Source organism: Brevibacterium oceani, from assembly GCF_013623835.1.
Taxonomy (GTDB): Bacteria; Actinomycetota; Actinomycetes; order Actinomycetales; family Brevibacteriaceae; genus Brevibacterium; species Brevibacterium oceani.
In genome coordinates this window covers 1-20,690 of record NZ_JABKDE010000006.1, presented here as the reverse complement: position 1 = coordinate 20,690, position 20,690 = coordinate 1, and the positions used below count along the sequence as shown (strand labels likewise).

General features: G+C 64.5%; 20 protein-coding genes and 2 pseudogenes. 9 read left to right on the top strand and 13 right to left on the bottom strand.

All coding sequences use genetic code 11. The features are described from left to right. Positions 1–64: 64 nt before the first annotated feature. Positions 65–556: a DUF3145 domain-containing protein gene (locus tag HK401_RS13650; RefSeq protein ID WP_166975882.1), complete on the top strand. Its 492-nt coding sequence runs from the start codon at positions 65–67 to the stop codon at positions 554–556. Between the two features lie 354 nt (positions 557–910). Here the strand turns inward: HK401_RS13650 and HK401_RS13645 are convergent, their stop codons facing one another. The 6 genes from HK401_RS13645 to aceE form a co-directional block, all read right to left on the bottom strand. Further along, positions 911–2,155, bottom strand: a complete 1,245-nt coding sequence (locus tag HK401_RS13645) for a beta-ketoacyl-[acyl-carrier-protein] synthase family protein (RefSeq protein WP_181275230.1) — start codon at positions 2,153–2,155, stop codon at positions 911–913. Between the two features lie 66 nt (positions 2,156–2,221). Then, the gene (locus tag HK401_RS13640) at positions 2,222–2,473 is read right to left on the bottom strand and encodes an acyl carrier protein (protein ID WP_009882400.1); all 252 of its coding nucleotides are present in this window, start codon (positions 2,471–2,473) and stop codon (positions 2,222–2,224) included. A 118-nt stretch (positions 2,474–2,591) separates the two neighbouring features. Beyond that, complete coding sequence (locus tag HK401_RS13635) at positions 2,592–3,593, bottom strand: beta-ketoacyl-ACP synthase III (RefSeq protein WP_181275229.1); 1,002 nt, start codon at positions 3,591–3,593, stop codon at positions 2,592–2,594. Between the two features lie 19 nt (positions 3,594–3,612). Further along, positions 3,613–4,518: an ACP S-malonyltransferase gene (locus HK401_RS13630; RefSeq protein ID WP_181275228.1), complete on the bottom strand. Its 906-nt coding sequence runs from the start codon at positions 4,516–4,518 to the stop codon at positions 3,613–3,615. A gap of 55 nt (positions 4,519–4,573) precedes the next feature. After that, entirely contained in the window at positions 4,574–5,773 is a 1,200-nt protein-coding gene (locus HK401_RS13625; RefSeq protein ID WP_181275227.1) for a PucR family transcriptional regulator, read from the bottom strand. 147 nt (positions 5,774–5,920) lie between these two features. After that, complete coding sequence (gene aceE / locus HK401_RS13620; protein WP_181275226.1) at positions 5,921–8,683, bottom strand: pyruvate dehydrogenase (acetyl-transferring), homodimeric type; 2,763 nt, start codon at positions 8,681–8,683, stop codon at positions 5,921–5,923. A 261-nt stretch (positions 8,684–8,944) separates the two neighbouring features. Between aceE and HK401_RS13615 the strand changes: the two genes are divergently transcribed. The 3 genes from HK401_RS13615 (at position 8,945) to HK401_RS13605 (ending at position 10,320) form a co-directional block, all read left to right on the top strand. Then, positions 8,945–9,388 (top strand): DUF3052 domain-containing protein, encoded by a 444-nt coding sequence (locus HK401_RS13615; RefSeq protein ID WP_181275225.1) that lies wholly within the window; start codon positions 8,945–8,947, stop codon positions 9,386–9,388. Next, entirely contained in the window at positions 9,385–9,852 is a 468-nt protein-coding gene (locus tag HK401_RS13610; protein WP_181275224.1) for a redoxin domain-containing protein, read from the top strand. The genes HK401_RS13615 and HK401_RS13610 overlap by 4 nt, the downstream gene beginning before the upstream one ends. 63 nt (positions 9,853–9,915) lie before the next feature. After that, complete coding sequence (locus tag HK401_RS13605) at positions 9,916–10,320, top strand: HIT family protein (protein WP_181275223.1); 405 nt, start codon at positions 9,916–9,918, stop codon at positions 10,318–10,320. A gap of 27 nt (positions 10,321–10,347) precedes the next feature. On the opposite strand, the gene HK401_RS13600 is transcribed toward HK401_RS13605, so the two are convergent. Continuing rightward, the gene (locus HK401_RS13600) at positions 10,348–11,109 is read right to left on the bottom strand and encodes a MerR family transcriptional regulator (RefSeq protein ID WP_181275222.1); all 762 of its coding nucleotides are present in this window, start codon (positions 11,107–11,109) and stop codon (positions 10,348–10,350) included. Between the two features lie 49 nt (positions 11,110–11,158). Continuing rightward, a pseudogene (locus HK401_RS13595) lies at positions 11,159–12,340 on the bottom strand (L-methionine gamma-lyase). A gap of 109 nt (positions 12,341–12,449) precedes the next feature. On the opposite strand from HK401_RS13595, the gene HK401_RS13590 reads away from it, so the two are divergent. Together HK401_RS13590 and HK401_RS13585 are read left to right on the top strand one after the other, a co-directional pair. Further along, positions 12,450–12,926: an Lrp/AsnC family transcriptional regulator gene (locus HK401_RS13590; RefSeq protein WP_181275221.1), complete on the top strand. Its 477-nt coding sequence runs from the start codon at positions 12,450–12,452 to the stop codon at positions 12,924–12,926. A 19-nt stretch (positions 12,927–12,945) separates the two neighbouring features. After that, a complete protein-coding gene (locus tag HK401_RS13585; protein WP_181275220.1) occupies positions 12,946–13,119 on the top strand; it encodes a hypothetical protein in 174 nt (57 codons plus the stop codon). Here the strand turns inward: HK401_RS13585 and HK401_RS13580 are convergent. Then, complete coding sequence (locus HK401_RS13580) at positions 13,103–13,462, bottom strand: cupin domain-containing protein (protein ID WP_181275219.1); 360 nt, start codon at positions 13,460–13,462, stop codon at positions 13,103–13,105. The two genes, HK401_RS13585 and HK401_RS13580, sit on opposite strands and share 17 nt — an antisense overlap. Here HK401_RS13580 and HK401_RS13575 point away from each other — a divergent pair. The 3 genes from HK401_RS13575 to HK401_RS13565 all read left to right on the top strand — a co-directional run bounded on the left by HK401_RS13575 (position 13,432) and on the right by HK401_RS13565 (position 14,941). Further along, positions 13,432–14,013: a helix-turn-helix transcriptional regulator gene (locus tag HK401_RS13575; protein ID WP_181275218.1), complete on the top strand. Its 582-nt coding sequence runs from the start codon at positions 13,432–13,434 to the stop codon at positions 14,011–14,013. The genes HK401_RS13580 and HK401_RS13575 overlap by 31 nt on opposite strands. A gap of 27 nt (positions 14,014–14,040) precedes the next feature. After that, a complete protein-coding gene (locus HK401_RS13570) occupies positions 14,041–14,388 on the top strand; it encodes a cupin domain-containing protein (RefSeq protein WP_181275217.1) in 348 nt (115 codons plus the stop codon). Positions 14,389–14,632: 244 nt separating this feature from the next. Continuing rightward, on the top strand, positions 14,633–14,941 hold the full coding sequence (locus tag HK401_RS13565) for a helix-turn-helix domain-containing protein (RefSeq protein ID WP_181275216.1): 309 nt from the start codon (positions 14,633–14,635) through the stop codon (positions 14,939–14,941). An 11-nt stretch (positions 14,942–14,952) separates the two neighbouring features. Here HK401_RS13565 and HK401_RS13560 read toward each other — a convergent pair whose 3' ends face one another. The 4 genes and pseudogenes from HK401_RS13560 to HK401_RS13545 all read right to left on the bottom strand — a co-directional run. Beyond that, positions 14,953–15,327, bottom strand: coding sequence for a hypothetical protein (locus HK401_RS13560; RefSeq protein WP_181275215.1), 375 nt, complete (start codon positions 15,325–15,327; stop codon positions 14,953–14,955). A 384-nt stretch (positions 15,328–15,711) separates the two neighbouring features. Continuing rightward, positions 15,712–18,687, bottom strand: coding sequence for a TrlF family AAA-like ATPase (locus HK401_RS13555; RefSeq protein WP_181275214.1), 2,976 nt, complete (start codon positions 18,685–18,687; stop codon positions 15,712–15,714). A gap of 30 nt (positions 18,688–18,717) precedes the next feature. Further along, entirely contained in the window at positions 18,718–19,248 is a 531-nt protein-coding gene (locus HK401_RS13550; RefSeq protein WP_181275213.1) for a hypothetical protein, read from the bottom strand. Between the two features lie 148 nt (positions 19,249–19,396). Then, a pseudogene (locus HK401_RS13545) lies at positions 19,397–20,572 on the bottom strand (MobF family relaxase); the annotation flags it as partial. Positions 20,573–20,690 lie beyond the last annotated feature (118 nt).

The window sequence follows — 20,690 nt, the reverse complement described above, 5'->3', positions numbered from 1 at the left end:
GTGGTCAGCACCTCCTTTCGGATCGTAGGGGAAGACGTATCCGAGGTAGGAGGCAGAAATGGATATGACACAGGGCGTACTCTTCGTCCACTCAGCACCTCGTGCGCTGTGCCCTCACATCGAATGGGCCGCGGGCGGGGCGATCGGTGCACAAGCACGCTTCGACTGGACACCCCAGCCGGCGGCACCCGGACTCGTGCGTGCCGAAGTCTGCTGGCGTGCGCCTGCAGGCTCCGGAGCCCGTATCGCGTCGGCGCTGCGCGGCTGGGACTCGCTCCGCTATGAGGTCACCGAGGAACCCTCAGCAGGTGTCGACGGCGGCCGCTGGAGCCACACCCCGGATCTCGGCATCTACCACGCTGTCACCGACACTGCCGGCAACATCCTCGTCCCCGAAGACCGCATCCGTTCCGTCATGGAACGTGCGGCAGGTGACCCTGCGAAATTCTCCGCAGAGATGGCCACCGCACTCGGTGAAGCCTGGGACGAAGAACTCGACGCCTTCCGTCACGCCGGCGAGGGCGCGCCCGTCCGCTGGCTGACCAAGGTCGGCTGAGAAAGACTCGTTCGCATCCGAACGGCTTCACTGCGCGACCGTTCGGGCGCCCAGTATGCCTGATGGGCACACCTTCCTACCTCGGGTGTGCCCATTTCGCCTATCCACAGGAGGTATTGGTGCCGAGAGCCACGCAGTCTCCACGCGGGAAACAAGCCGCGCCCATCCTATGATCGACGGATGTTGCTGCCGAGTCGATGTATCGATGCGGTGCCGAAGAGGGGCACAAATGGAAGCGGCACACTTCAGGGTGGAGAGCCCAAGTTTGAAACTGGGCTCTCCACCCTGAAGTGTGCCGAAACTCTACTAGCCGTACCCAGAGTGTGCTGAACTCTGAAGAGGCCGCGCAGAGGCTCAGACGGAGCGGAACGCGACGACGGCGTTGTGACCGCCGAAGCCGAACGAGTTCGTGATCGCCGCGATGTCTCCCGAAGGAAGCTCCGCAGGAGTGTCCCGCACGATGTTGATGCCGACGACCTTCGGATCGACCTCGTCGATGTTGATCGTCGGGGGAGCGGTGCGGGTCTGCAGCGCCTTGACCGTGAGGATCGCCTCGACAGCGCCCGTGCCACCGAGGAGGTGGCCGGTCATCGACTTCGTGGCCGAGACGAGTGTCTCGCCGACGTTGTCGCCGAGGAGTTCGCTGATCGCCAGCGATTCAGGGATGTCCCCGACGGGAGTCGATGTGGCGTGGGCGTTGACGTGCTTGATTTCGGACGCGGACAGATCGCCTGCGTCGAGGGCCTGCTGCATGGCAGCCAGGGCGTGCTTGCCCTCCGGCTCACCACCGGTGATGTGGTAAGCGTCGTTCGAGATGCCCCAGCTGGCCACCTCGGCGTAGATCTTCGCACCACGGGCCTTCGCATGATCCTCGGTCTCGAGGATCAGCGCACCGGCGCCCTCACCCATGACGAATCCGTCACGGTCGACGTCATAGGGGCGCGATGCCGTCTCCGGAGAGTCCGTACGGCGTGACAGCGCCTGCATCGAGTTGAACGCCGCCAGGGTGATCGGGTGGATCGCCGCTTCGGAGCCGCCGGCGATGATGACGTCGGCGCGGCCCGAGGCCAGCACGTCGTAGGCATGGCCGAGGCTCTCGGTCGACGAGGCGCACGCCGAGACGAGCGTCTGCACTCCGGCACGAGCCTTGAACTCCATGCCGATGGCCGCTGCCGGTCCATTGGGCATGAGCATGGGAACAGTCAGGGGCATGACCCGGCGCGGGCCCTCCTCCTGCAGGGTGTCCCAGGCGTCGAGCAGGGTCCAGACTCCGCCGATGCCGGTCGCCCAGGAGACTGCGGTGCGTTCCGGATCGGTCTCCTCGAGGCCGGCATCCGCCATGGCCTCACGGGCGGAGATGAGCGCGAACTGGCTCGAAGGGTCGAGTCGCTTGGCCTGAACGCGTTTGAGATTGTCTTCGACGACCTGTGGGTCGACCTGAGCGGCGAAGTCGACGGCGAGGCCGTACTTCTCGGACCAATCGTTGTCCATCGTGTGGACGCCGGACGTGCCGGCCAGAATGGCTTCCCAAGTGGCATCGACAGTCGCGCCCAAGGGGGTTACCGCACCGATGCCGGTGACGACAACTTTAGATGTCATGGTACAAACCTCGTCGATAGAGTGGACACGGCCCGTCTGTGGACGGGCCGTGTTCGGGTGCGTGGTTCAGGCTTCCTGAGCCTTGTTGATGTAGTCAACAGCGTCCTGAACGGTGACGAGGTCCTTGACGTCGTCATCGGGGATCTTGACTCCGAACTTCTTCTCGGCGTTGACGACGATGGTCATCATCGAGATGGAGTCGATGTCGAGGTCGTCGGTGAACGACTTGTTGGCTTCGACTGCCTCGACAGCCAGGCCGGTCTCTTCGTTGACGATCTCTGCGAGCCCAGCGAGGACTTCAGCTTCGGTGAATGCCATTTCTTTCCTACTTTCTGATTCCGGCCGAGGGTCTTTCGGCCGCTTGAGGAACTATTCGACGAGTGTCCCGCCGAATATCTTAAGACATTCACGGAGAGTTTTCCGTGAATGGTGTGTCTCAGGGCAGGCGCACGACCTGTGCACCGTAGACGAGTCCCGCTCCGAAGCCCATCTGCAGTGCCAAGCCCCCGCTGAGTTCGGGCTGCTCGCGCAGGAGCCGCTCGGTGGCGAGCGGAATCGACGCCGCCGAGGTGTTCCCGTTGTCGGCGATATCACGTGCGATGACGACGGACTCGGGCAGTTTCAGCTGCTTGGCGAGTTCGTCGATGATGCGCATGTTCGCCTGGTGGGGGATGAAGGCGGCGAGATCGCTCGCTTCGACGCCGGAGGCCGCGAGCGCTTCCTTGGCCACCTCGGCGCCGTCCCAGACGGCCCAGCGGAAGACGGTCGGTCCGTCCTGACGCAGAGTGGGGAACGGCAGCTCCCGGTTGTCGCGGATGTCCATCAGGGAGTCGGTCATGCGGATCGTCGACCAGTTCTCACCCTTCGATCCCCAGACGGTCTTCGAGATGCCCGGTTCGTCCGATGAGGTGACCACCACGGCGCCCGCACCGTCACCGAGGATGAACGAGATCGAACGGTCCTCGGGATCGATGACGTCCGAGAGCTTCTCCGCACCGATGACGAGCACGTTGTCCATCGTCCCGGCACGCACCAGCGCATCGGCCTGAGAGATTCCGTAGCAGTATCCCGCGCAGGCGGCGCTGATGTCCCAAGCGGGAACCGGGCCTGTGCCGAGGCGGTCGGTGAGCGCGGCGGCCGCTGACGGGGTGAAGTACGGGAAGGTGACGGTGGAGATGATGATCCCGCCGATGTCCTCGGGCTTGAGGCCGGAGGAGGCGATGGCCTCGAGAGCCGCCTCCTCGCACATGTCGAGCACGCCGACGTCTTTGCTCGCACGGCGACGCGTGACGATTCCGGTGCGCTGGCGGATCCATTCGTCGGAGGAGTTGATCGGCCCGGCGATGTCGTCGTTCGTGACGAGGTTCTCGGCGCGATAGGCACCGATTCCCGCGATGCGGGAGAACCGTGCGGGCTCGGCTGTCTTCAGTGTTGGCATGACTGGTGTCCTTCGATGCTCAGGCGTGGGCTGCCGCGAACTCACGCGCGCCGTCGAGGTCGGCGGCTGATTTGATGGCGAATGTCTCCACGCCCTTCATGGCGCGGCGAGCGATTCCGGTCAGTGTGCCCCCGGGAACGAGTTCGATCATTCCGGTCACGCCCTGTGCCAGGAGGGTCTCCTGGCACAGGTCCCAGCGCACTGGGTTGGTGACCTGTTTGACGAGCAGATCGACGTAGTCACGGCCGGCGGCAACGGCCGAGCCGTCCGAGTTGGTGAGGATGCGCACCTGCGGGTCGGAGACTTCGAGCGCTTCGGCGGTGGCCGCGAGTGCTTCGGTGGCCGGAGCCATGTACTCGGTGTGGAAGGCCCCGGCGACGGGCAGCGGGATGACTCGTGCTCGTTCCGGTGCATTCTCCGCCAGCGCATCCAGGGCTTCGCGGGAACCGGCGGCGACGGTCTGCCCTCCGCCGTTGACGTTGGCGGGGCTGGCCCCGGCGGCCTCGATGGCGGCGAGCACATCCTCGGGCACTCCGCCGACGACGGCGGACATGCCGGTGGGGGTGGCAGCGGCGGCCGAGGCCATTCCGTTCGCACGCACCGACACGAAGGACATGGCGTCGGCCGAGGTGAAGATTCCGGCGAGCTGTGCCGCGGCGATCTCGCCGACCGAATGTCCGGCGACGACGGCGGGTGTCACACCGAGTTCAGCGGCGCAGGCGATCGCCGAGGCGACGAGGAGAGGCTGAGCCAGCGCGGTGTCCTTGATGGTCTCGTCATCGGATTCCGTTCCGTGCAGACGCAGATCGATCCCCGAGGCGGCCTCGAGTTCGTCGATCTGGGCGGAGAAGGTCTCGAGTTCGAGGAAGGAGCTTAAGAATCCGGATTTCTGGGCGCCCTGGCCCGGGCAGGTGATTGCTAGCACTCAGTTCTCTTTTCGTTGGGTTTCGCAGATCAATCTAGTGGACACAGCGGCGGGGTCAAGGAGTTTTGTCGGTGTTCGACAATAGGCCGTCCTCTGACAGTCGTCCGTACACCAATGCGATGTGGATGACGAAGGCATCGCGCGACGTCGTCGGATCGAGCCCGATCGCGTCCGTGATCTTCCGCAGGCGGTAGCGCACGGTGTTCGGATGTACGGACAGGGCCTTCGCCGTGGCTTCGAGGGAGGCGCCGAACTCGACGTAGGCGCTGACGGTCTTGAGCAGCTGTCCCGTCCCCGAGGTGAGCGGCTCGTAGTAGCGGGCGATGAGCTCGCTCAGCGCCATCGAGTCACCGGACAGGGCGCGTTCGGGCAGCAGATCATCGGCCTTGACCGGCCGTGGGGAGTCAGGACGTGCGGTTGCGGCCTTGAGCGCCCGGATCGCGGCCTTCGCCGAGGTGGCCGCCTCGGCGAGGGCCGGAACCGTCGGTCCGACGATGACCTCGGAAGGGCCGAAGCAGTCGGAGAGGTCCTCGACGGCGGCGTCGAGTTCGGTGACCCCGCCGAGGACGATGAGCAGCCGATTGTCGTGGATTCCGACGAGGGCGTCATCGGCCCAGCGGCGGCACTTGCGTCTGACGGCTTCGAGGCCTTTCTTCGCCGATCGCTGGGGAGCTCGGCCGACGATGACGCAGACCGGACCGTCGGACTGCCAGCCGAAGGCTGCGGTGCGGCTGGCGAGCTCATCGACGGAGTCTCCGCGTACGAGGGCGTCGATGACCATGGCTTCCAGCCGCGCATCCCAACTCCCGCGAGCCTCAGCGGCCCGGGCGTAGACGTCAGCTGCGGCGAAGGCGACCTCGCGGGAGTAGATGAGCACGGCCTCGCGCAGAGCGGACTGTTCGGCCGGTCGGGCGATGTCGGGCACGCGTTCCTCGACAACCTCGACGACGGTCTTGAGCAGCTGCAGCGTCTGCTGGAGACTGATGGCGCGGATGAGGTCCCGGGGTGCGTTCTTGAAGATGTCGGAGACCACTCGCAGGTTCGTATCGGGCTTGCGGTACCAGTCGATGAACGAGGAGATTCCCGACTGGGCGAGGACTCCCACCCACGATCGGTCGGAGGAGGACATCGTGCGGTACCAGGGCAGCTGGGTCTCGAGGCGCTGCAGGGTCACCGAGGACAGGACTCCTACTCCGGCGCGCAGTCGGCGGGCGGTTTCGGCGCGACGGCGCAGGGTCTCGGAATCGGACATCATGGCCACCACCTTAGACGAACTGTCACAAGTTGGTTGTCAGCGACATACAAACTCTTCTACTTTGGTACAAATATGGCCGGAGCTTTTGAGGCTCCGGCCATATTCTCCGGCCCTGGTCGAGCTCAGCTCTCGAGAACTGTCAGGGGATCAGGCCCCTGCCCCCTCGGTCGACCCCGAGGAGCCCGCGCGGACGTCGTCGAGCTGATACTTCTGCGCCGCCTCGGCGGCCTTCTCCTTCGGCACCGCACCGGTGTCGGCCAAAGAGAGGAGGGCCTGGGTGACCACCGACGGCCCATCGACGAGGTAGTAGCGGCGGGCGGCCGGACGGGTATCCGAGATCGCATAGCCGTCGGTGCCCAGAGAGGTGAAGTGGCTGGGCACGTACTGGCGGATCTGGTCGGGAACGGCGCGCATGTAGTCCGAGGTCGCGATGACGGGGCCTTCGGCCTCGGCCATCTTCGCCGTGACATAGGGCACGCGCGGTTCGGCCTCGGGGTTCTTCAGCCGGTCGTTCTCCGCATCCAGTCCGTCGCGACGGAGCTCGGTCCACGAGGTCACCGACCACACATCGGCAGAGACTCCCCAGTCCTGATCCAGCAGCTCCTGGGCCTCGAGGACCCACGGCACACCGACGCCCGAAGCCATCAGCTGGACCTTCGGTCCGCCGTTGTCGGGTCCCTTCTTGAGCAGGTAGAGACCCTTGAGGACACCGTCGACGTCGAAGTCCTCCGGTTCGGTCGGCTGCACCATCGGCTCGTTGTACATCGTGATGTAGTAGAGCACGTTCGGGTCGCGCTCATCGGCGGGATCGTACATCCGGTGGATGCCGTCCTTGACGATATGGGCGATCTCGTAGCTGTACGCCGGGTCGTAGGAGACGACCGACGGGTACGTCGAGGCGAGCAGGTGCGAGTGTCCGTCACCGTGCTGCAGCCCCTCGGCCACAAGGGTGGTGCGTCCGGCCGTCGCCCCGAGGACGAAGCCGCGGGCCATCTGATCGCCGGCGGCCCAGAAGAAGTCTCCCGTGCGCTGGAAGCCGAACATCGAGTAGAAGATGTAGAACGGGATCATCGGCTCGCCGTGGGTGGCGTAGGACGTGCCCACGGCCGTCAGCGCGGCGGTCGCACCGGCCTCGTTGATGCCCACGTGCAGCAGCTGACCGTCCGTGGCCTCTTTATAGGCGAGGAACAGGTCCCGGTCCACGGAGATGTAGTTCTGACCGTGCGGGTTGTAGATCTTCGCCGTCGGGAAGAACGAGTCCATGCCGAAGGTGCGGGCCTCGTCCGGGATGATCGGGACGATCCGGTGACCGAACTCCTTCTCCCGCATGAGGTCCTTGAGGATGCGCACGAAGCCCATCGTGGTCGCGATCTGCTGTTTGCCCGAGCCGCGACGACCGGCCTCGAACGCCTTCTCGGAGGGCATCTTGAGATCGATGTGAGTGCTGCGACGCTCGGGGGAGTACCCGCCGAGGGCCGCGCGACGCTCCTGCATGTACTTGATCTCCGGAGCGTCGACTCCCGGGTGGTAGTACGGGGGAAGCTTCGGGTTCTCCTCGAGATCCTTATCCGAGATCGGGATCTGGAAGTGGTCGCGGGCGAGCTTGAGGTCCTCGACCGTCATCTTCTTCATCTGGTGGGTCGCGTTGCGAGCCTCGAAATGCGGTCCGAGCGAGTAGCCCTTGACCGTCTTGACGAGGATCACGGTCGGCTGTCCGGTGTGCTCCATGGCGGCCCTGTACGCGGCATAGACCTTGCGGTAGTCATGTCCGCCGCGCTTGAGGTTCCAGATCTGCTCGTCGCTGTAGTTCTCGACCATCGCCTTCGTCCGCGGGTCGCGGCCGAAGAAGTTGTCACGGACGAATCCGCCGGACTCGCCCTTGTAGGTCTGGTAGTCGCCGTCGGGTGTGACGTTCATGAGGTTGACCAGAGCGCCGTCGCGGTCCTTGGCCAGCAGGGCATCCCATTCGCGGCCCCAGACGACCTTGATGACGTTCCACCCGGCGCCGCGGAAGTAGGACTCGAGTTCCTGCATGATCTTGCCGTTGCCGCGGACGGGCCCGTCGAGACGCTGCAGGTTGCAGTTGATGACGAAGTTGAGGTTGTCGAGCTCCTCGAACGCGGCGACGTGGAGCATACCGCGGCTCTCGGGTTCATCGAGCTCACCGTCGCCGAGGAAGGCCCACGTCTGCTGCTGAGAGGTGTCCTTGATACCGCGGTTGTGCAGGTACTTGTCGAACTGGGCCTGGGAGATCGCATTCATGGGCCCCAGACCCATTGATACGGTCGGGTGCTCCCAGAAGTCCGGCAGCTGATGCGGATGCGGGTAGGAGGGCAGGCCCTGGGGCTTGCCGTCGATGAAGTGCGACTGCTGCTGGCGGAAGCCGTCGAGCTGATCGGCGGTCATCCGCCCCTCGAGGAAGGCGCGAGCGTACATGCCGGGGGAGGCATGGCCCTGATAGAAGATGTGGTCGCCGCCGCCTGGATGATCCTTGCCGCGGAAGAAGTGGTTGAGGCCGACTTCGTACAGGGTGGCCGAGGAGGCATAGGTCGAGATGTGGCCCCCGACCTCGACGCCCGGTCGCTGGGCGCGATGGACGAGCATGGCGGCGTTCCAGCGGTTCCAGCGACGGTAGCGACGTTCGACCTCTTCGTCACCGGGGAACCAGGGTTCGTTCTCCGGACCGATGGTGTTGACATAGTCGGTGGCGGTGAGGCTGGGAACCCCGATCTGCTTCTGGCGCGAGCGCTCGAGCAGGCGCAGCATGACGTAGCGGGCCCGGGAGCGACCGTTCTCGTCGATGAGGCCGTCGAGGGAGGCCAGCCATTCCTCGGTCTCCTCCGGGTCGACGTCAGGCACCTGGCTGGGCAGCCCGTTGAGGATGGGTCCGCCCTGATTCCGATTGTCCACGATGTGGTCCTCTCTTCAGCTCCACGATCTTCGTTGGTGTAGAGATCATGTCGATCAGATGGAGTGTGGTTCGCAGGATGTCTGAGCCCAGGGTCCACCCGATACTGCCATCAGCCTAGTACGCGCGGGCAGAGTTCGCTCTGCCGATCTCTTGTGATCTGCCTGACGCAATCGCGTGCTTCGATGCGGTTTGGTCGTGATTGCGATCGGCAGACGCGCCGACATTTGCACCTTGACCTCAGTTGGCGGAACAATACAGGCATGAGCAACTCCGCTTCTGAAAGGACATCCTCCACTTCGACCCTTGCAGCCGAGCTGGGACACAACCTCGGGCTGAGCAAGGGCGACTATGTGCAAGAGATCGGCTATGACGACGATGTCGACCAGGCGCTCTGTGAGGCGATCGAGACCATCATCGGCGATAAGATCGCAGACGGCGAAGAGGACGATGTCTACGACGTGATCCTCATGTGGTGGAGATCGGACGACGATGACCTCATCGACGGCCTCGTCGATGCCCAGGCCACCCTCAAGGAGGGCGGAGTCGTCTGGCTGCTCAGCCCGAAGGCCAATCGCCCCGGTCATATCACCCCGGCCGATATCTCCGAGGCGGCGCCCACTGCCGGCATGCATGTGACTTCGACCGTCAGCGCCGCCGACGACTGGGCCGGGTTCCGGCTCGTGGGCAAGAAGAACTATTCATGATCCTCCGGCCCGGTGACCGGGCCCCGGATCTCTCACTTCCCGATCAGCACGGATCGGTGATCACCCTCGCCGAGGCGACCGAAAGGTCCGCACTCGTGCTCGCATTCGTCCCGTTCGCCTTCTCGCCGATCTGCGGCGACGAACTCGCCGCCCTCGATGAGTGGCAGGCACGGATGCGACGGGCCGAGGAAGCCGTCAGCGTCCTCGTCGTGTCCGTGGATTCGAAATACACACTTGCGGCGTGGTCTCAGCAGACCGGCACCGATGTCCTGCTCGGGTCGGACTTCTGGCCGCACGGCGCCGCTGCCCGAGCGTTCGGCGTCTTCGACCCACACCACGGTGTGGCCGAACGCGGGGTCTTCGTCATCTCTCCGGCAGGTACGATCGTCAGTGGCAGGCAGGTCGCCCGCACCGAGACTCGGAACTTCTCCGCGGACTTCGACGCGGCACTCTCCAGCCTCTGACATCAGACCCCAGCGCGCAGGGCTCGGATCACGGTTCTGCGCTGAGAGTTCAGGAGGACCCACATGGCTACGCTGTTCACGAAGATCATCGACGGTGAGATCCCCGGCACCTTCGTTCACCAGGACGATGTGTGCGTCGCCTTCCTCGACGTCGCCCCGATGACCGAGGGTCACGTCATGGTCGTCCCGCGCGAGGAGATCTCCCACTGGATCGACGCCGATCAGGATCTGCTAGACCATCTCATGGCCGTGGCGAAGAGGATCGGCGAGGCACAGAAGAACGCCTTCGACTGCGAGAGGATCGGACTCCTCGTTGTCGGCTACGAGGTCCCTCACCTGCACATCCACGCCCTGCCGACGAACTCGATGGATGACTTCGACATCAATGATCGCGCCCCGATGCAGACCCCGGAACAGCTGGAGGGACCGGCCGAGAAGATCCGGCAGGCACTGGCCGAGCTGTCCTGAGGCCGTGGAGATCCGAGAGGAGTCGCCTCAGAGCCCGTGGGTCTCGAGGTAATGGTCGAGTGAGTCCCTGACCAGTTCGGCCCCGGCGCTCCCGCCGTAGTTCGCCCCGAACCGGGGGTCGTCGACGTACATCCGGCCGAGCCCGCGGACATAACCAGCGAGATCGCCTTTCGGGTCATGCGCCGGAGTGCCCGGCACGGCGCTGAGCCATTCGATATGGCGTCGGGCCAGGTCCTGGCACCGGTCCGATTCGGGGCCGGCCCCCGCCTCGGCGGCGGCGATCCAATCGCGGGACAGAGCCTCGACGCGGGACTTCCAGCCCGTCTTCTGCTCATTGCTCAGCGCTGACCACCACTCATCGGAGCGCCGATACGCCTCGGCACCCCACCTTTCGGTCACTTCCTGTTCGTGCTCTCGATGGTCGAACCCATCGAACATCTCTCCCGCCATGAGCGGCTCACCTGCTTTCAAACGTGTGATGGTCGCGGTGACGGCGGCGATCTGCCGATCGATGCGCTCTCGTTCGCGTCCGAGTGAGAGCACGTGCTGCTCGAGCGCTGCGATCGGGTCCTCACTGCGATCGAGCACCTCGGCGATCCGAGCCAACGGCAGCCCCAGCTCCTTGAAGAGCATGATGCGCTGCAGGCGCATCAGGGCAGCTTCGTCGTAGCAGCGATAGCCGTTGGCGGCGATGTATGTCGCCGGCAGCAGGCCGATTGCGTCGTAGTGACGCAGAGTTCGGCTCGTCGTTCCCGTCAGCCGTGCTTTTTCCTGAATGGACCAGTCCATGACGAGAACACTAGAGGTTGACGCAGCGTCAAGGTCAAGGGTCGGTTTCTCAAGGCGCTGCGCCGATGGCGTCGAGAGCGGCGAACAGGTCCCCGGCGAGGTCGTCGACGTGTTCGAGTCCGACCGAGAGACGGACCAGAGAGTCGCCGGGCTTCGCAGTCGCGGCCACCGGGCGGTGGGTCAGTGAGGCTGGATGCTGGATGAGGGTGTCGACCCCACCGAGGGAGACGGCGTGGACGATGAGTTCGCAGTGTTCGACGAAGGTGGTCGCCGCCGCGAAGCCGCCCGCGAGTTCGATCCCGATCATCGCCCCGCCGCCGTCCATCTGGCGGCCGACGAGGCTGCGGGTGTCGGATCCGGACAGGCCGGGGTAGTGCACGGCCGCGACCTCCGGCCTCGAGCGGAGTCGCCGGGCGAGTTCTGCGGCGGTGTCTTGGGCTGCGCGCATGCGCACGGACAGTGTCCGCAGTCCGCGGTGAAGCAGGTAGGCGCCCATCGGGTGGAGCAGCGCGCCCGTGATCGCACGGACCCGGCGCAGCCGCGCCGCCCATTGTGAGTTCGTCGCGATGATTCCGCCCATGGCATCGCCGTGACCGCCGAGGTACTTGGTGGCGCTGTGGAGGACGAGGGCGGCCCCGTGGGCGAGGGGACGTTGCAGCATCGGAGTGCAGAAGGTGTTGTCGACGAGGACCGGAACGCTCCCGGTCGCGGCGACCACGGCCGAGATGTCGACGAGATCGAGGCTCGGGTTCGCCGGAGTCTCGATGATGACCATTCCTGTGTCTGGCTGGACGGCATCGGCGACGTCGTCCTCGGCGGCCTACGTCACCGAGGTGCCGAGAAGGCCGGATTCGAGGAGATGATCGCTGCCGCCGTAGAGCGGGCGGACCGCGACGATGTGCGGTGTGCCGGCATCCACGGCCGCGAGCAGCGCCGCAGTCAGAGCCGCCATACCGGTGGCGAACGCCACGGCCTCCTCGGCGCCCTCGAGGCCGGCAAGCGCGGTCTCGAATCGGGCGACACCGGGCTGCCAGAGTCGCTGGTACACCGCTGAGTCACCGTCGGCCAGCGGGTGTCCCGAGGCGAGGCTCTCATATGAATCGCCGCCCGTGAGGATGTCGTTGACCGGGTTGGTGGTGGACAGGTCGATGGAGGGAACGTGGACGCCCGCCTCGGTGAGGCCGTCCATTCCGCCGTGGACCATGCGGGTTTCGGGATGCTGGGAGTTCATACCGACATTCAATCCAGTTCTCCGAACCGCGGCAAGAAGATGTCAACGATCTGCAGTCATCGATCGCCGAGATGGAGAATCTTCGATCGACTATGGGAGACTGTGAGCCATGTCGCAGAACGTCTCAATGGATGCCACCGACCTCAGCCTCCTGAGTGAGTTCAACGCCGATGCGCGAGCCTCGGGTGCGGCGTTGGCTGCGGCAGTGGGCATATCCGAGTCGACGGTCTCGCTGCGACTCAAGCGTCTGAAGTCCCTCGGCGTTATCCGCGGGTTCCACCTCGACGTCGACCCCGCAGCGCTGGGGGTCGGTCTGCAGGCGCTCATCTCGATCCGTCTGGCCAAGCACGACCGTGCGGAGATCGATGCCTTCACCGCGGCGGCTCCGCAGTTTCCCGGAGTGGTGCGGATGTATCACATGGCCGGGGCCGACGACTATCTGCTCCACATCGTCGCCACCGACACCGAGGCCGTGCAGTCCTTCGTTCTCGACTACCTCACGCGCTACCCGGCTGTCGCGCACACCCGCACGAACCTCATCTACCGCGTCGAGGACGGTTCGGCGTGGATCCCCGCGGGGGAGTGAGACGTGTCATACTCGACGCATGGCAGAGAACAAGACGCAGCCGACCGACGCCGATGTCGATGCGTTCATGGCAGCGGTGACACCTGAGAAGCGTCGCGAAGACGGATTCGCCCTCGATGCGATCTTCCGCGAGGTCACCGGATACGAGCCGGTGCTGTGGGGTTCGTCGATTCAGCTCAAGGGCGAGCGGTGATCGTCAGCCCCTGTTTGCGCTGGTGGACGGAGAAATACCGCAACCCCTCCTCGCTGTCGGCGATGAAGCGGCGGCGTGACCGACACGGCAGCCACACGATCCGACCGGGAGTCAGTTCGATCGAGCCGGTCTCCGTCTCGAGTGCGCCGGCGCCGGCGAGGACGTGGATGAGGACGTCGAGGTTCGGGCCGACATGCTCCCGGATCTCGCCGCCCGGTCCGAGAGCGATGACGTTGGCATCGAGGCCACGCTGCGGAGACAGCTGCCAGACGGAGCCGGACGGCGCCGCGGCATGAGCGCCGTTCGGAGATCGTGCGAACGCTGCGCGGACGCACCAGCGCATCTGCGGTCGAACTGGCCGACCTCCTCGGCGTCCATCCGAACACCATCCGCTTCCACCTCGGTGTCCTCGAGCGCAGCGGCGCGGTCGTCCGCGAACAGTCGGTGACGCAGACGCCGGGTCGACCAGAACTGCGCTTCAGGCTGCCGTCGACGCAGACCTCCACGGGTGTCCGCGCAGATCTGCTCGCCCGGATACTGCTGACCCGCATCGCCGCGGGCGATGATCCGGAGTCCGAGGCCGAGGAGGCGGGCCATCAGTGGGGGAGTGACGAGGCCGTGCGGTCGGGCCGAACGGGCACCGACGCCGTTGCCGGTCTGCTCGCTGTACTCGAATCGTCAGGCTTCGCTCCGAGTGCGGGCGAAGGCGCCGCGATCGATCTGCACAACTGCCCGCTGCGCGAATTCCTCGCCCCTTACGGGCGGTTGGTGTGTGCCGTCCATAGAGGACTGATGACCGGATTCCTCGACGCCGCGCGGTCTCCGTGCACCGTCGACTCACTCGTGCCCTTTGCCACAGCGACGACCTGCCGCGCCCACCTGCGGCAACGATGAGGCAGACACTCAGGAAAGAGGGCACCGATGACAGACGACCAGACCGTACTGAACCTCACAGCACTGAGCACGGAGCTGCTGGACAAGGCGCGAGCCTCACACAGCGGCCGCGCAGCGAAGGGCATCTTCGTCGGCGCCTACCTGCGGCAGGCACTGCTCACGCTGTCCGCGGGCTCAGAACTCGCCGATCATGATTCTCCGCCCGAAGCGACCCTTCAGGTGCTCAGGGGAGAGGTGCGATTGGCGACCGCAGACGACTCCTGGGAGCTGAGCGAAGGCGATCTCATCGCGATCCCGTCCCAGCGACACTCGGTGACGGCGCTCAGCGATGCGGCATCCATACTGACGATCCGCACGGACGTCGCAGGCGCGTAGCGCGGAACTCTGAGGACTGTACACCCGGCTCTGGAGCGCAGGAGAATGCGAAAACGCCCTCCCGAAGGAGGGCGTTCGTCCTGTGGACCTCCGTAGCAGCTTCTCAAACCCCCGGAAGCCGCTCGGATCGCTGATTTCCCGCGTTCTACGGGGTTCTCGGGCTCGTCGCCCGCGCACTCGGGGCACTCAGATCGCCGATGAGCGCGGTCCCGTGCGTGAGAATTCGCGTCAGTCTCAAACCCGTTTGAGCGTCTCCAATCGAGCCGAGCTGATCGCCGAGTACGCCGATGGCGTGCCCGTGCGGGAGCTGGCGACGCGGTTCAACGTGCATCGTGGCACCGTGCGGGAGATAGCTCGGCAGGCGGGCTTGGCAGCGCGTCGCCCGGAGTTGCCGGACGCCATCCGACAGGACGCCGCGCAGCTCTATGCGGGTGGGATGGCGCTCGCTCAGGTCGCCGCGCGACTCGGAGTCAGCAATGAGGCCGTGCGCTCGGCGGCGATCGCGTGCGGCGGGACGATCCGTCCTGGCGGTCGTCGCCGGGTCGGTGCCTGAGTTCTCACACCTCACCGGATACCTATCGCGTCCACTACGGCCCGCTCTTCGGCGGGCGAGCTGGCGCGCTCACGACGGGCGGTGACGGACTCGCGGACACGGGTGCGGATCAGGAGCACAGCGCTGACCGGCCCGATCCAGAGCATCTTGAGCATGTTCCAGGTCGCCCACAGCACTACGAGGTGGAGCCATCCGGGGGCACCATCCTCGACGAGTTGGACACAGACATTCGCGATCAGCAGGTACGGGATCGCAAGTAGCATCGCCGGGATGCCCCACTTCAAACCACGGCGGGTGCGGATCACATCCAGCAGGATATTGGTGGGCATGTAGCGCCGCAGGAAGCAGCGGGTGTGGACGCTGGCGACCCAGATCAAACGGATCATGGCACTTGTTCCTCTCCATCGCACAGTGCATCTGGTGAGGCAGTGCGTTGGAGAGTGACCCGAGGGTCTGCCGCGAGCGGCGCGCTACAGAGGAGAAATCCGCCTCAGGGCCAAGTCTACGCCCGACACCCGATCTTGGGAAGGACACCGGGAGTGACTCGCTGCGCTCGACAGCATGCTCCCGTCCTCCGCACGCGAGCGCAGCCCCCCGGTAAGAAGCGACGCCTCGCCTTCATGACACATGCGCTCGAACATGACCCCTCGATCACTGACGGACGCCGCTACTTTCGCGACCAGTACAGCGACCCGTCACCTGAAGAGTTCCGGGCATCCTCCCAAGGAACAGCCGCGCCTCACTGCCTCGAGTACAACACCCGACCCGTATCAGAGCTTGAATCGTAGCCGTCGGGCGCGCTCCTCGAAGGCGCGCTTACCACCTTCAAGAATTTCGCAGACCTGCTCGCGGATCTGCTGATTCTCTAGGCCGCCAGTCTTGTAGGTAATCTCGGGTAGTTGTCCTGGTCGGTGGGCGCCAGCGTTGGCCACGATGACTTGATCGGCGTCGGTGTTTACGACGAGGTTTGCATTGTGGGTCACGATAATGATTTGGCGGCGGAGTCTCGCGGACCGGAATCTGTGTACGAGTTCATCGAAGATCGACTTCGGGTCGAGGTTCTCCTCGGGCTGGTCGATGATCAAAGGTCGATCATCGAGAGCATCGACTGACAGGTAGAGCAGGAGCAGGACGATACCGCGGGTGCCGGGCGACAGTTGCTCGATGTCAACGCTGTCGTACTGAACGCCGTACTGGATACTGACGTGATCGGTGCTGTTGAGCCACGCGGCAACCTCTGCACCCCATGAGCGGTACGCAGCCTGATCACTCCTGGGAGCACGCGCGTGTTGGACGATGTCACCATCATGGGCATCTCGGAACGCCGTCATTGCTGATGCAACGTCCGTGCTGCTTCCGGTCGTCCATGCTTCGAGTAGCTTGTCTTGGACAACTTTCAAGAGTTCGCCGTGTCCGCGGAACCGGCCGGCTGTTCGAAGATCGAGCAGGTTCTCTCCACGGCGAGCCCAGGAGTCGGCGTCGACGACTCGCCGCACTGTGAACGCCAGTTTCCCCAGCGCGCCCTCTTGCTCGCTAAGAATCTTGCTCAGAGGCGCATACAGTTCAGCCAGGTTGGCCTGTTCTTCGGCGAACCCGTCGAAGAGTGATGCGTAGGCGTTCTTGCGCTGTTCCATCAGCAACTTGATTCGGCCGGATGCCCCCTCTGCGGCGGCGATGGCTTTCTTAAGGCTCTCGATCTGGCCTTCGGCCTGCGTGATCTTGCCGTTCAGATCATTGAGCTGTCGGGCTCGCGCAGCATCCAGGCCTATAAGCTCTCCAAGCCTCCAGGCCTCAGCTCTTAGGGCGTGAAGTGTCGCCTCCGACAGAGTCACTTTGTCGTCGAGGAATGCCGGGACTTCCTGGACAGGTACTGTCGGTCTCGCGATCGCAGGACCGTTGAGCTTGTCGATTTCGGCTTTCGTGGACGTGGTGTGGCGTTCAAGAACACTGTCCGGGTTCCCCTTGAACTGCAAGTCAAACTCGACCCACTCACTGTCATCAATACCTGCGTTGACGTGGTTCGCCAGTAGTTCGCTCTTGATAGTGGGAAGACGACGATTCTTGAGGTTGTCGACCTCGGCCTTCAAGGAGTCAAGGGCCTGTTGCTTTCGGCTAAGCGCGTCGACCTTGGATTGAGCTGTTGCGAGGGCCGTGTTGATCTCAGTGAGACGCTGTGAGCGCTCCTCGCCACCGCGACGAAGCAGGCCCTGTCGGGCATCTTTGTCGGCCTTGACCGATGTCTCAAGTTGTCCGAGCTTGGTCTTGAGGCCGGCTAGACCCGCCACCGACTCCCGCTCTTCTTCGATTCGACGGGCGATGCTGTCCATGTCCTCGTTAGCGCGTTGCCGTTTGAGTCGACCTGGCGCGGCCTTGAGGTCAAGTAGTTCACGGAAACTGGAGGCGCCAAGACGTGACTCGTGCGGGTGGGCCTCGAAGATCACGCGTTCGACTTCGGCCAGAAGCTCGTCGGTGATTCCCTCTGAGGAGCAGAGCTGCTCAACGAACTGTTGCGAGAGGTACTGAACCTTCGGCAAGTCATCGGACACAGCCGCAGGCGGAAGAGCCGCTTGCGTGTCGACACCGTCCGCCCATCCGAGCGTCACGGTGGAGCCCCGAATATGGCTTTCAGCGCGATGCAGAAATGACTGGTTGCTGGTTCGTTCAGCAGTTGAGGCGTCAGAGGCAGCAGCGATCAGATCGGCGAGGGCAGTCTTTCCTGATCCTCGCGCCCCGATGATGGCTACAAGGCCGCGGTTCAGCGGGAGCCTCGGAGTTGCGAGCCAATCCGCGTCGGCCACGGTGATCGACTGGATCGTTCGATAATCGAGCGCCCCGTCTGGTGGCGTTTCGCCGACGAACACTCGCTCGCCAGGTTCGATGCACGCTTGGCGTAGCGATTCGAAAGTCGGGTCACCCTTGATCCAGGTGTAGCGGAGTTCGGCGGGCGCTCCAACCTTCGAAAGCTCATGGGCATCACTGCCGTGCAAACAGGCTTTTCTACCGCCCCACTTGCTTTCAAGCTGTTCTTCGCTTGCGGCTCCTTCTCCCAGCCAGAATTTTCTCTGGTTCGGTTGACTAGAGAAGATGACGCTGGACATTCGCTCAATCTCGACCCGTGTCGCCTCCATCGACGCATCATCGCTTCGAAGACCGGACGTCCCGTCGTTACTACCGCCAGCAACCGCGATGATGATGTTCTCTTGCGCCCAAGTGCTTGATTTCAGGGCAGTCTTCAGCGCTTCTGGCGTCACCTTGAACTGGTTCGTGCCAGCTTCGAGGGCCGCATGGTCGTCGGCGATTTCTGGTTTGTGCTTCTTACCAAGTCGAATGAGATCAGTCCGATCACATGCGTACTGCTCGCCCTGATAGTCAAACTTGAGACCCCGCAGAAATCCTCGCGCCCGATCAATGTGTTCAGCGTCCTCAGGCGAGATCAGCAGGTGGATATTGACCGGCTTCTTGCTAGCAGTCTCGACCGGTAGACGCAACTCGACGTTCGGGAAGATGAACGGAACTCCCGGGAGCCGACCCCCCTCGACATGGCCGAGCAACTCCTCGTACCTATCCAGACTGCAATAGTCGGTTACCCCAAGAACTTCGATAGGCGGCTCGCTCGTCTCGATTCGAGTCAGGTACGCGCCCCAGTCATCTTGTCCGAACTGGTTGTTCAGAACAGTGCCAGGGGTATGGATATGCGGATCCCACCGCCGCCAGATCGACCCCTGCGCCTCCGCGAGATCAGTCATCCGTAAGCACCTCCAGCCAGGTCTGCCGCTTCAAAACGGCAGGGCGTCACCCAGGCCCTCAATGACCTCACGAGCGGCCTCTGCTGACTCCTCTGTCACTGCCCTACCTAGGCCAGCGCCTACCGGAGCAAGGATGCCCTTGAGCATCGTCAATCCACGCTTGATGACGCCCTGATCTGGCTCGACCTTGGTGACCTCGTTGAGCACGGTCTCCGCGTTGGAACGGATCTCAGCTTCGTCGGCTTCGTCGAGACTGAAGGTGGGCAGGTTGGCCAGCAGATCGGTCACGAGCCGAGCCAACTCCTCATACCCCGGCGCAACTTGCTCGACCCGATTCTGCGTCTGATGCACCTCCCCGTCGCCCCACGCAATCTGCGCGTGGTCACCGCTGACGGTCACCACAGGACCGTGGTAGTTGTGCACGGTGGTCGCTGCCGGTAGCGAGACCGCCCGGGGGTCAGCCTCAAGCGGAACCTTGACAGGGTTCTTCGCGAACTCACGTTCGATCTCACGGGTCATCTTGCGAATCCCCTGCTTGTTGATCTTGAACCCACTGGCCATAGCCTCACTCCTCCGTGAACAACCTCATACCAAGGATCTCATGTGACGCTGCCGCGGCTCAGGAGGTCAGCATCCGCGTCCGACACGGGCGGCCAGCCTCATAACCCGTGGCGGGGGGCGTCACGCGACTGACGCGTGAGGACCCATCCTAGAGATGCCGGACGATCGAATCGGATTGTCGTGCGGGGCTCGGGACATCTTCGGCGCGCACAACGAGAGCGCGTGCGTGTTCCAGTGCAGTGCGAGCACGAGAGGCGTCGACCTGCTGCGCCGTCGTCTCTGGTGTGGTGCCGATGGGCGTGTCCTCGGTGATGCCGTACCGGTCGCGGTAGGCGGCGACGGTGCGGGCGTGCCGTCGCCATGCCGCTGCCTTGCGCGGGTCGCTGGGTCGCTGGCCAAGTGGTTTGGTCCAGGTCTCGCCGGCATCGCGGGCGGTGTCGAGCACGGCGTCAGCGCGGGTCTCGATCAGTCCCTGTCGCTCATCGAGCGCGTGGCGCATGTCGTCGGCCATTGGACCGTCGGCGGCTGGAATGAGTCCGGCGATCAGCCGTGGCGCCTTACGGGTGCGACCCGAGCCGGCCGGGCGCGCGGTGGCACGCGCGACCCGGTAGTGCAGGACGGAGGCGATGTCGTCGGCATCGGTGAACCCGCGCGCGGCGACCAGCCGCGGGAACAGGCGATCCACGTCATGGTGGTTCGCCTCCGAGCGGCGGAGTTCGGCGGTGAGCGCGCCGAACGCCTCGGACTCGATCGCGGCGTCGGCTTGCTCAGAGGTGAGTCCGGAGGACCGTACGAGGGTGGCCCAGCGGTCGTGTTGTGCTGCCGCGGCGATGGTCTCGTACTCGGCGGCGAGCTGAGCGATTGAGCCCCAGTGTTCTTGTTCGGCGGTGATGGTCTCGTGCGCGGATAGCTCGGCCCCGACGTGCTGGAGAACACCGAGCAGCACGGACCTACCGGTGGCGTCGGGGTTGTCACCTGGATGCGGGTGGGCGTGCTCGTCGGCCCGGTCGAGGATCACGTAGGCCCGGTTGGCGTGCTTGCCGCGGGTCATCGCGACGTAGAGGTTCTCCCGCGTGGTGGTCGGTTCCACCAGGACGTGGGCGGTATCGACAGTGAGGCCCTGCGCCCTATGTGCGGTGACCGCGTAGCCCAGATCGACGTGATCGGCCACATAGGAGGCGGGGAGGACGATGGAGCCGCCGAACCGGCGGCCGGTCTTGCGGATGGTGACCGAGCCGTCGTCGCGGACGCCGGTGATGGTCCAGGTGTCACCGTTACGCACCCAGTCCTTGCCGGCCCGTAGGCGGCGGTCGTTGCGGCGGGTGAATCGCCCCGGGGATAATAGAGGCAGGGAGATTGGAAGAAGGAGATTCTCTCTTGCCAGTGAAATACACCGACGAACTCAAGGCTCGTGCCGTCGAGCTCGTCATCCATGCCCAGGC

What these genes read in the sequence shown, in the direction of transcription:
- HK401_RS13650 (WP_166975882.1), top strand. Translation starts at nt 65, where the DNA reads ATGACACAGGGCGTACTCTTCGTCCACTCAGCACCTCGTGCGCTGTGC.
- HK401_RS13645 (WP_181275230.1), bottom strand. Translation starts at nt 2,155, where the DNA reads ATGACATCTAAAGTTGTCGTCACCGGCATCGGTGCGGTAACCCCCTTG.
- HK401_RS13640 (WP_009882400.1), bottom strand. Translation starts at nt 2,473, where the DNA reads ATGGCATTCACCGAAGCTGAAGTCCTCGCTGGGCTCGCAGAGATCGTC.
- HK401_RS13635 (WP_181275229.1), bottom strand. Translation starts at nt 3,593, where the DNA reads ATGCCAACACTGAAGACAGCCGAGCCCGCACGGTTCTCCCGCATCGCG.
- HK401_RS13625 (WP_181275227.1), bottom strand. Translation starts at nt 5,773, where the DNA reads ATGATGTCCGATTCCGAGACCCTGCGCCGTCGCGCCGAAACCGCCCGC.
- HK401_RS13615 (WP_181275225.1), top strand. Translation starts at nt 8,945, where the DNA reads ATGAGCAACTCCGCTTCTGAAAGGACATCCTCCACTTCGACCCTTGCA.
- HK401_RS13610 (WP_181275224.1), top strand. Translation starts at nt 9,385, where the DNA reads ATGATCCTCCGGCCCGGTGACCGGGCCCCGGATCTCTCACTTCCCGAT.
- HK401_RS13605 (WP_181275223.1), top strand. Translation starts at nt 9,916, where the DNA reads ATGGCTACGCTGTTCACGAAGATCATCGACGGTGAGATCCCCGGCACC.
- HK401_RS13600 (WP_181275222.1), bottom strand. Translation starts at nt 11,109, where the DNA reads ATGGACTGGTCCATTCAGGAAAAAGCACGGCTGACGGGAACGACGAGC.
- HK401_RS13590 (WP_181275221.1), top strand. Translation starts at nt 12,450, where the DNA reads ATGTCGCAGAACGTCTCAATGGATGCCACCGACCTCAGCCTCCTGAGT.
- HK401_RS13585 (WP_181275220.1), top strand. Translation starts at nt 12,946, where the DNA reads ATGGCAGAGAACAAGACGCAGCCGACCGACGCCGATGTCGATGCGTTC.
- HK401_RS13580 (WP_181275219.1), bottom strand. Translation starts at nt 13,462, where the DNA reads ATGCGCTGGTGCGTCCGCGCAGCGTTCGCACGATCTCCGAACGGCGCT.
- HK401_RS13570 (WP_181275217.1), top strand. Translation starts at nt 14,041, where the DNA reads ATGACAGACGACCAGACCGTACTGAACCTCACAGCACTGAGCACGGAG.
- HK401_RS13560 (WP_181275215.1), bottom strand. Translation starts at nt 15,327, where the DNA reads ATGATCCGTTTGATCTGGGTCGCCAGCGTCCACACCCGCTGCTTCCTG.
- HK401_RS13555 (WP_181275214.1), bottom strand. Translation starts at nt 18,687, where the DNA reads ATGACTGATCTCGCGGAGGCGCAGGGGTCGATCTGGCGGCGGTGGGAT.
- HK401_RS13550 (WP_181275213.1), bottom strand. Translation starts at nt 19,248, where the DNA reads ATGGCCAGTGGGTTCAAGATCAACAAGCAGGGGATTCGCAAGATGACC.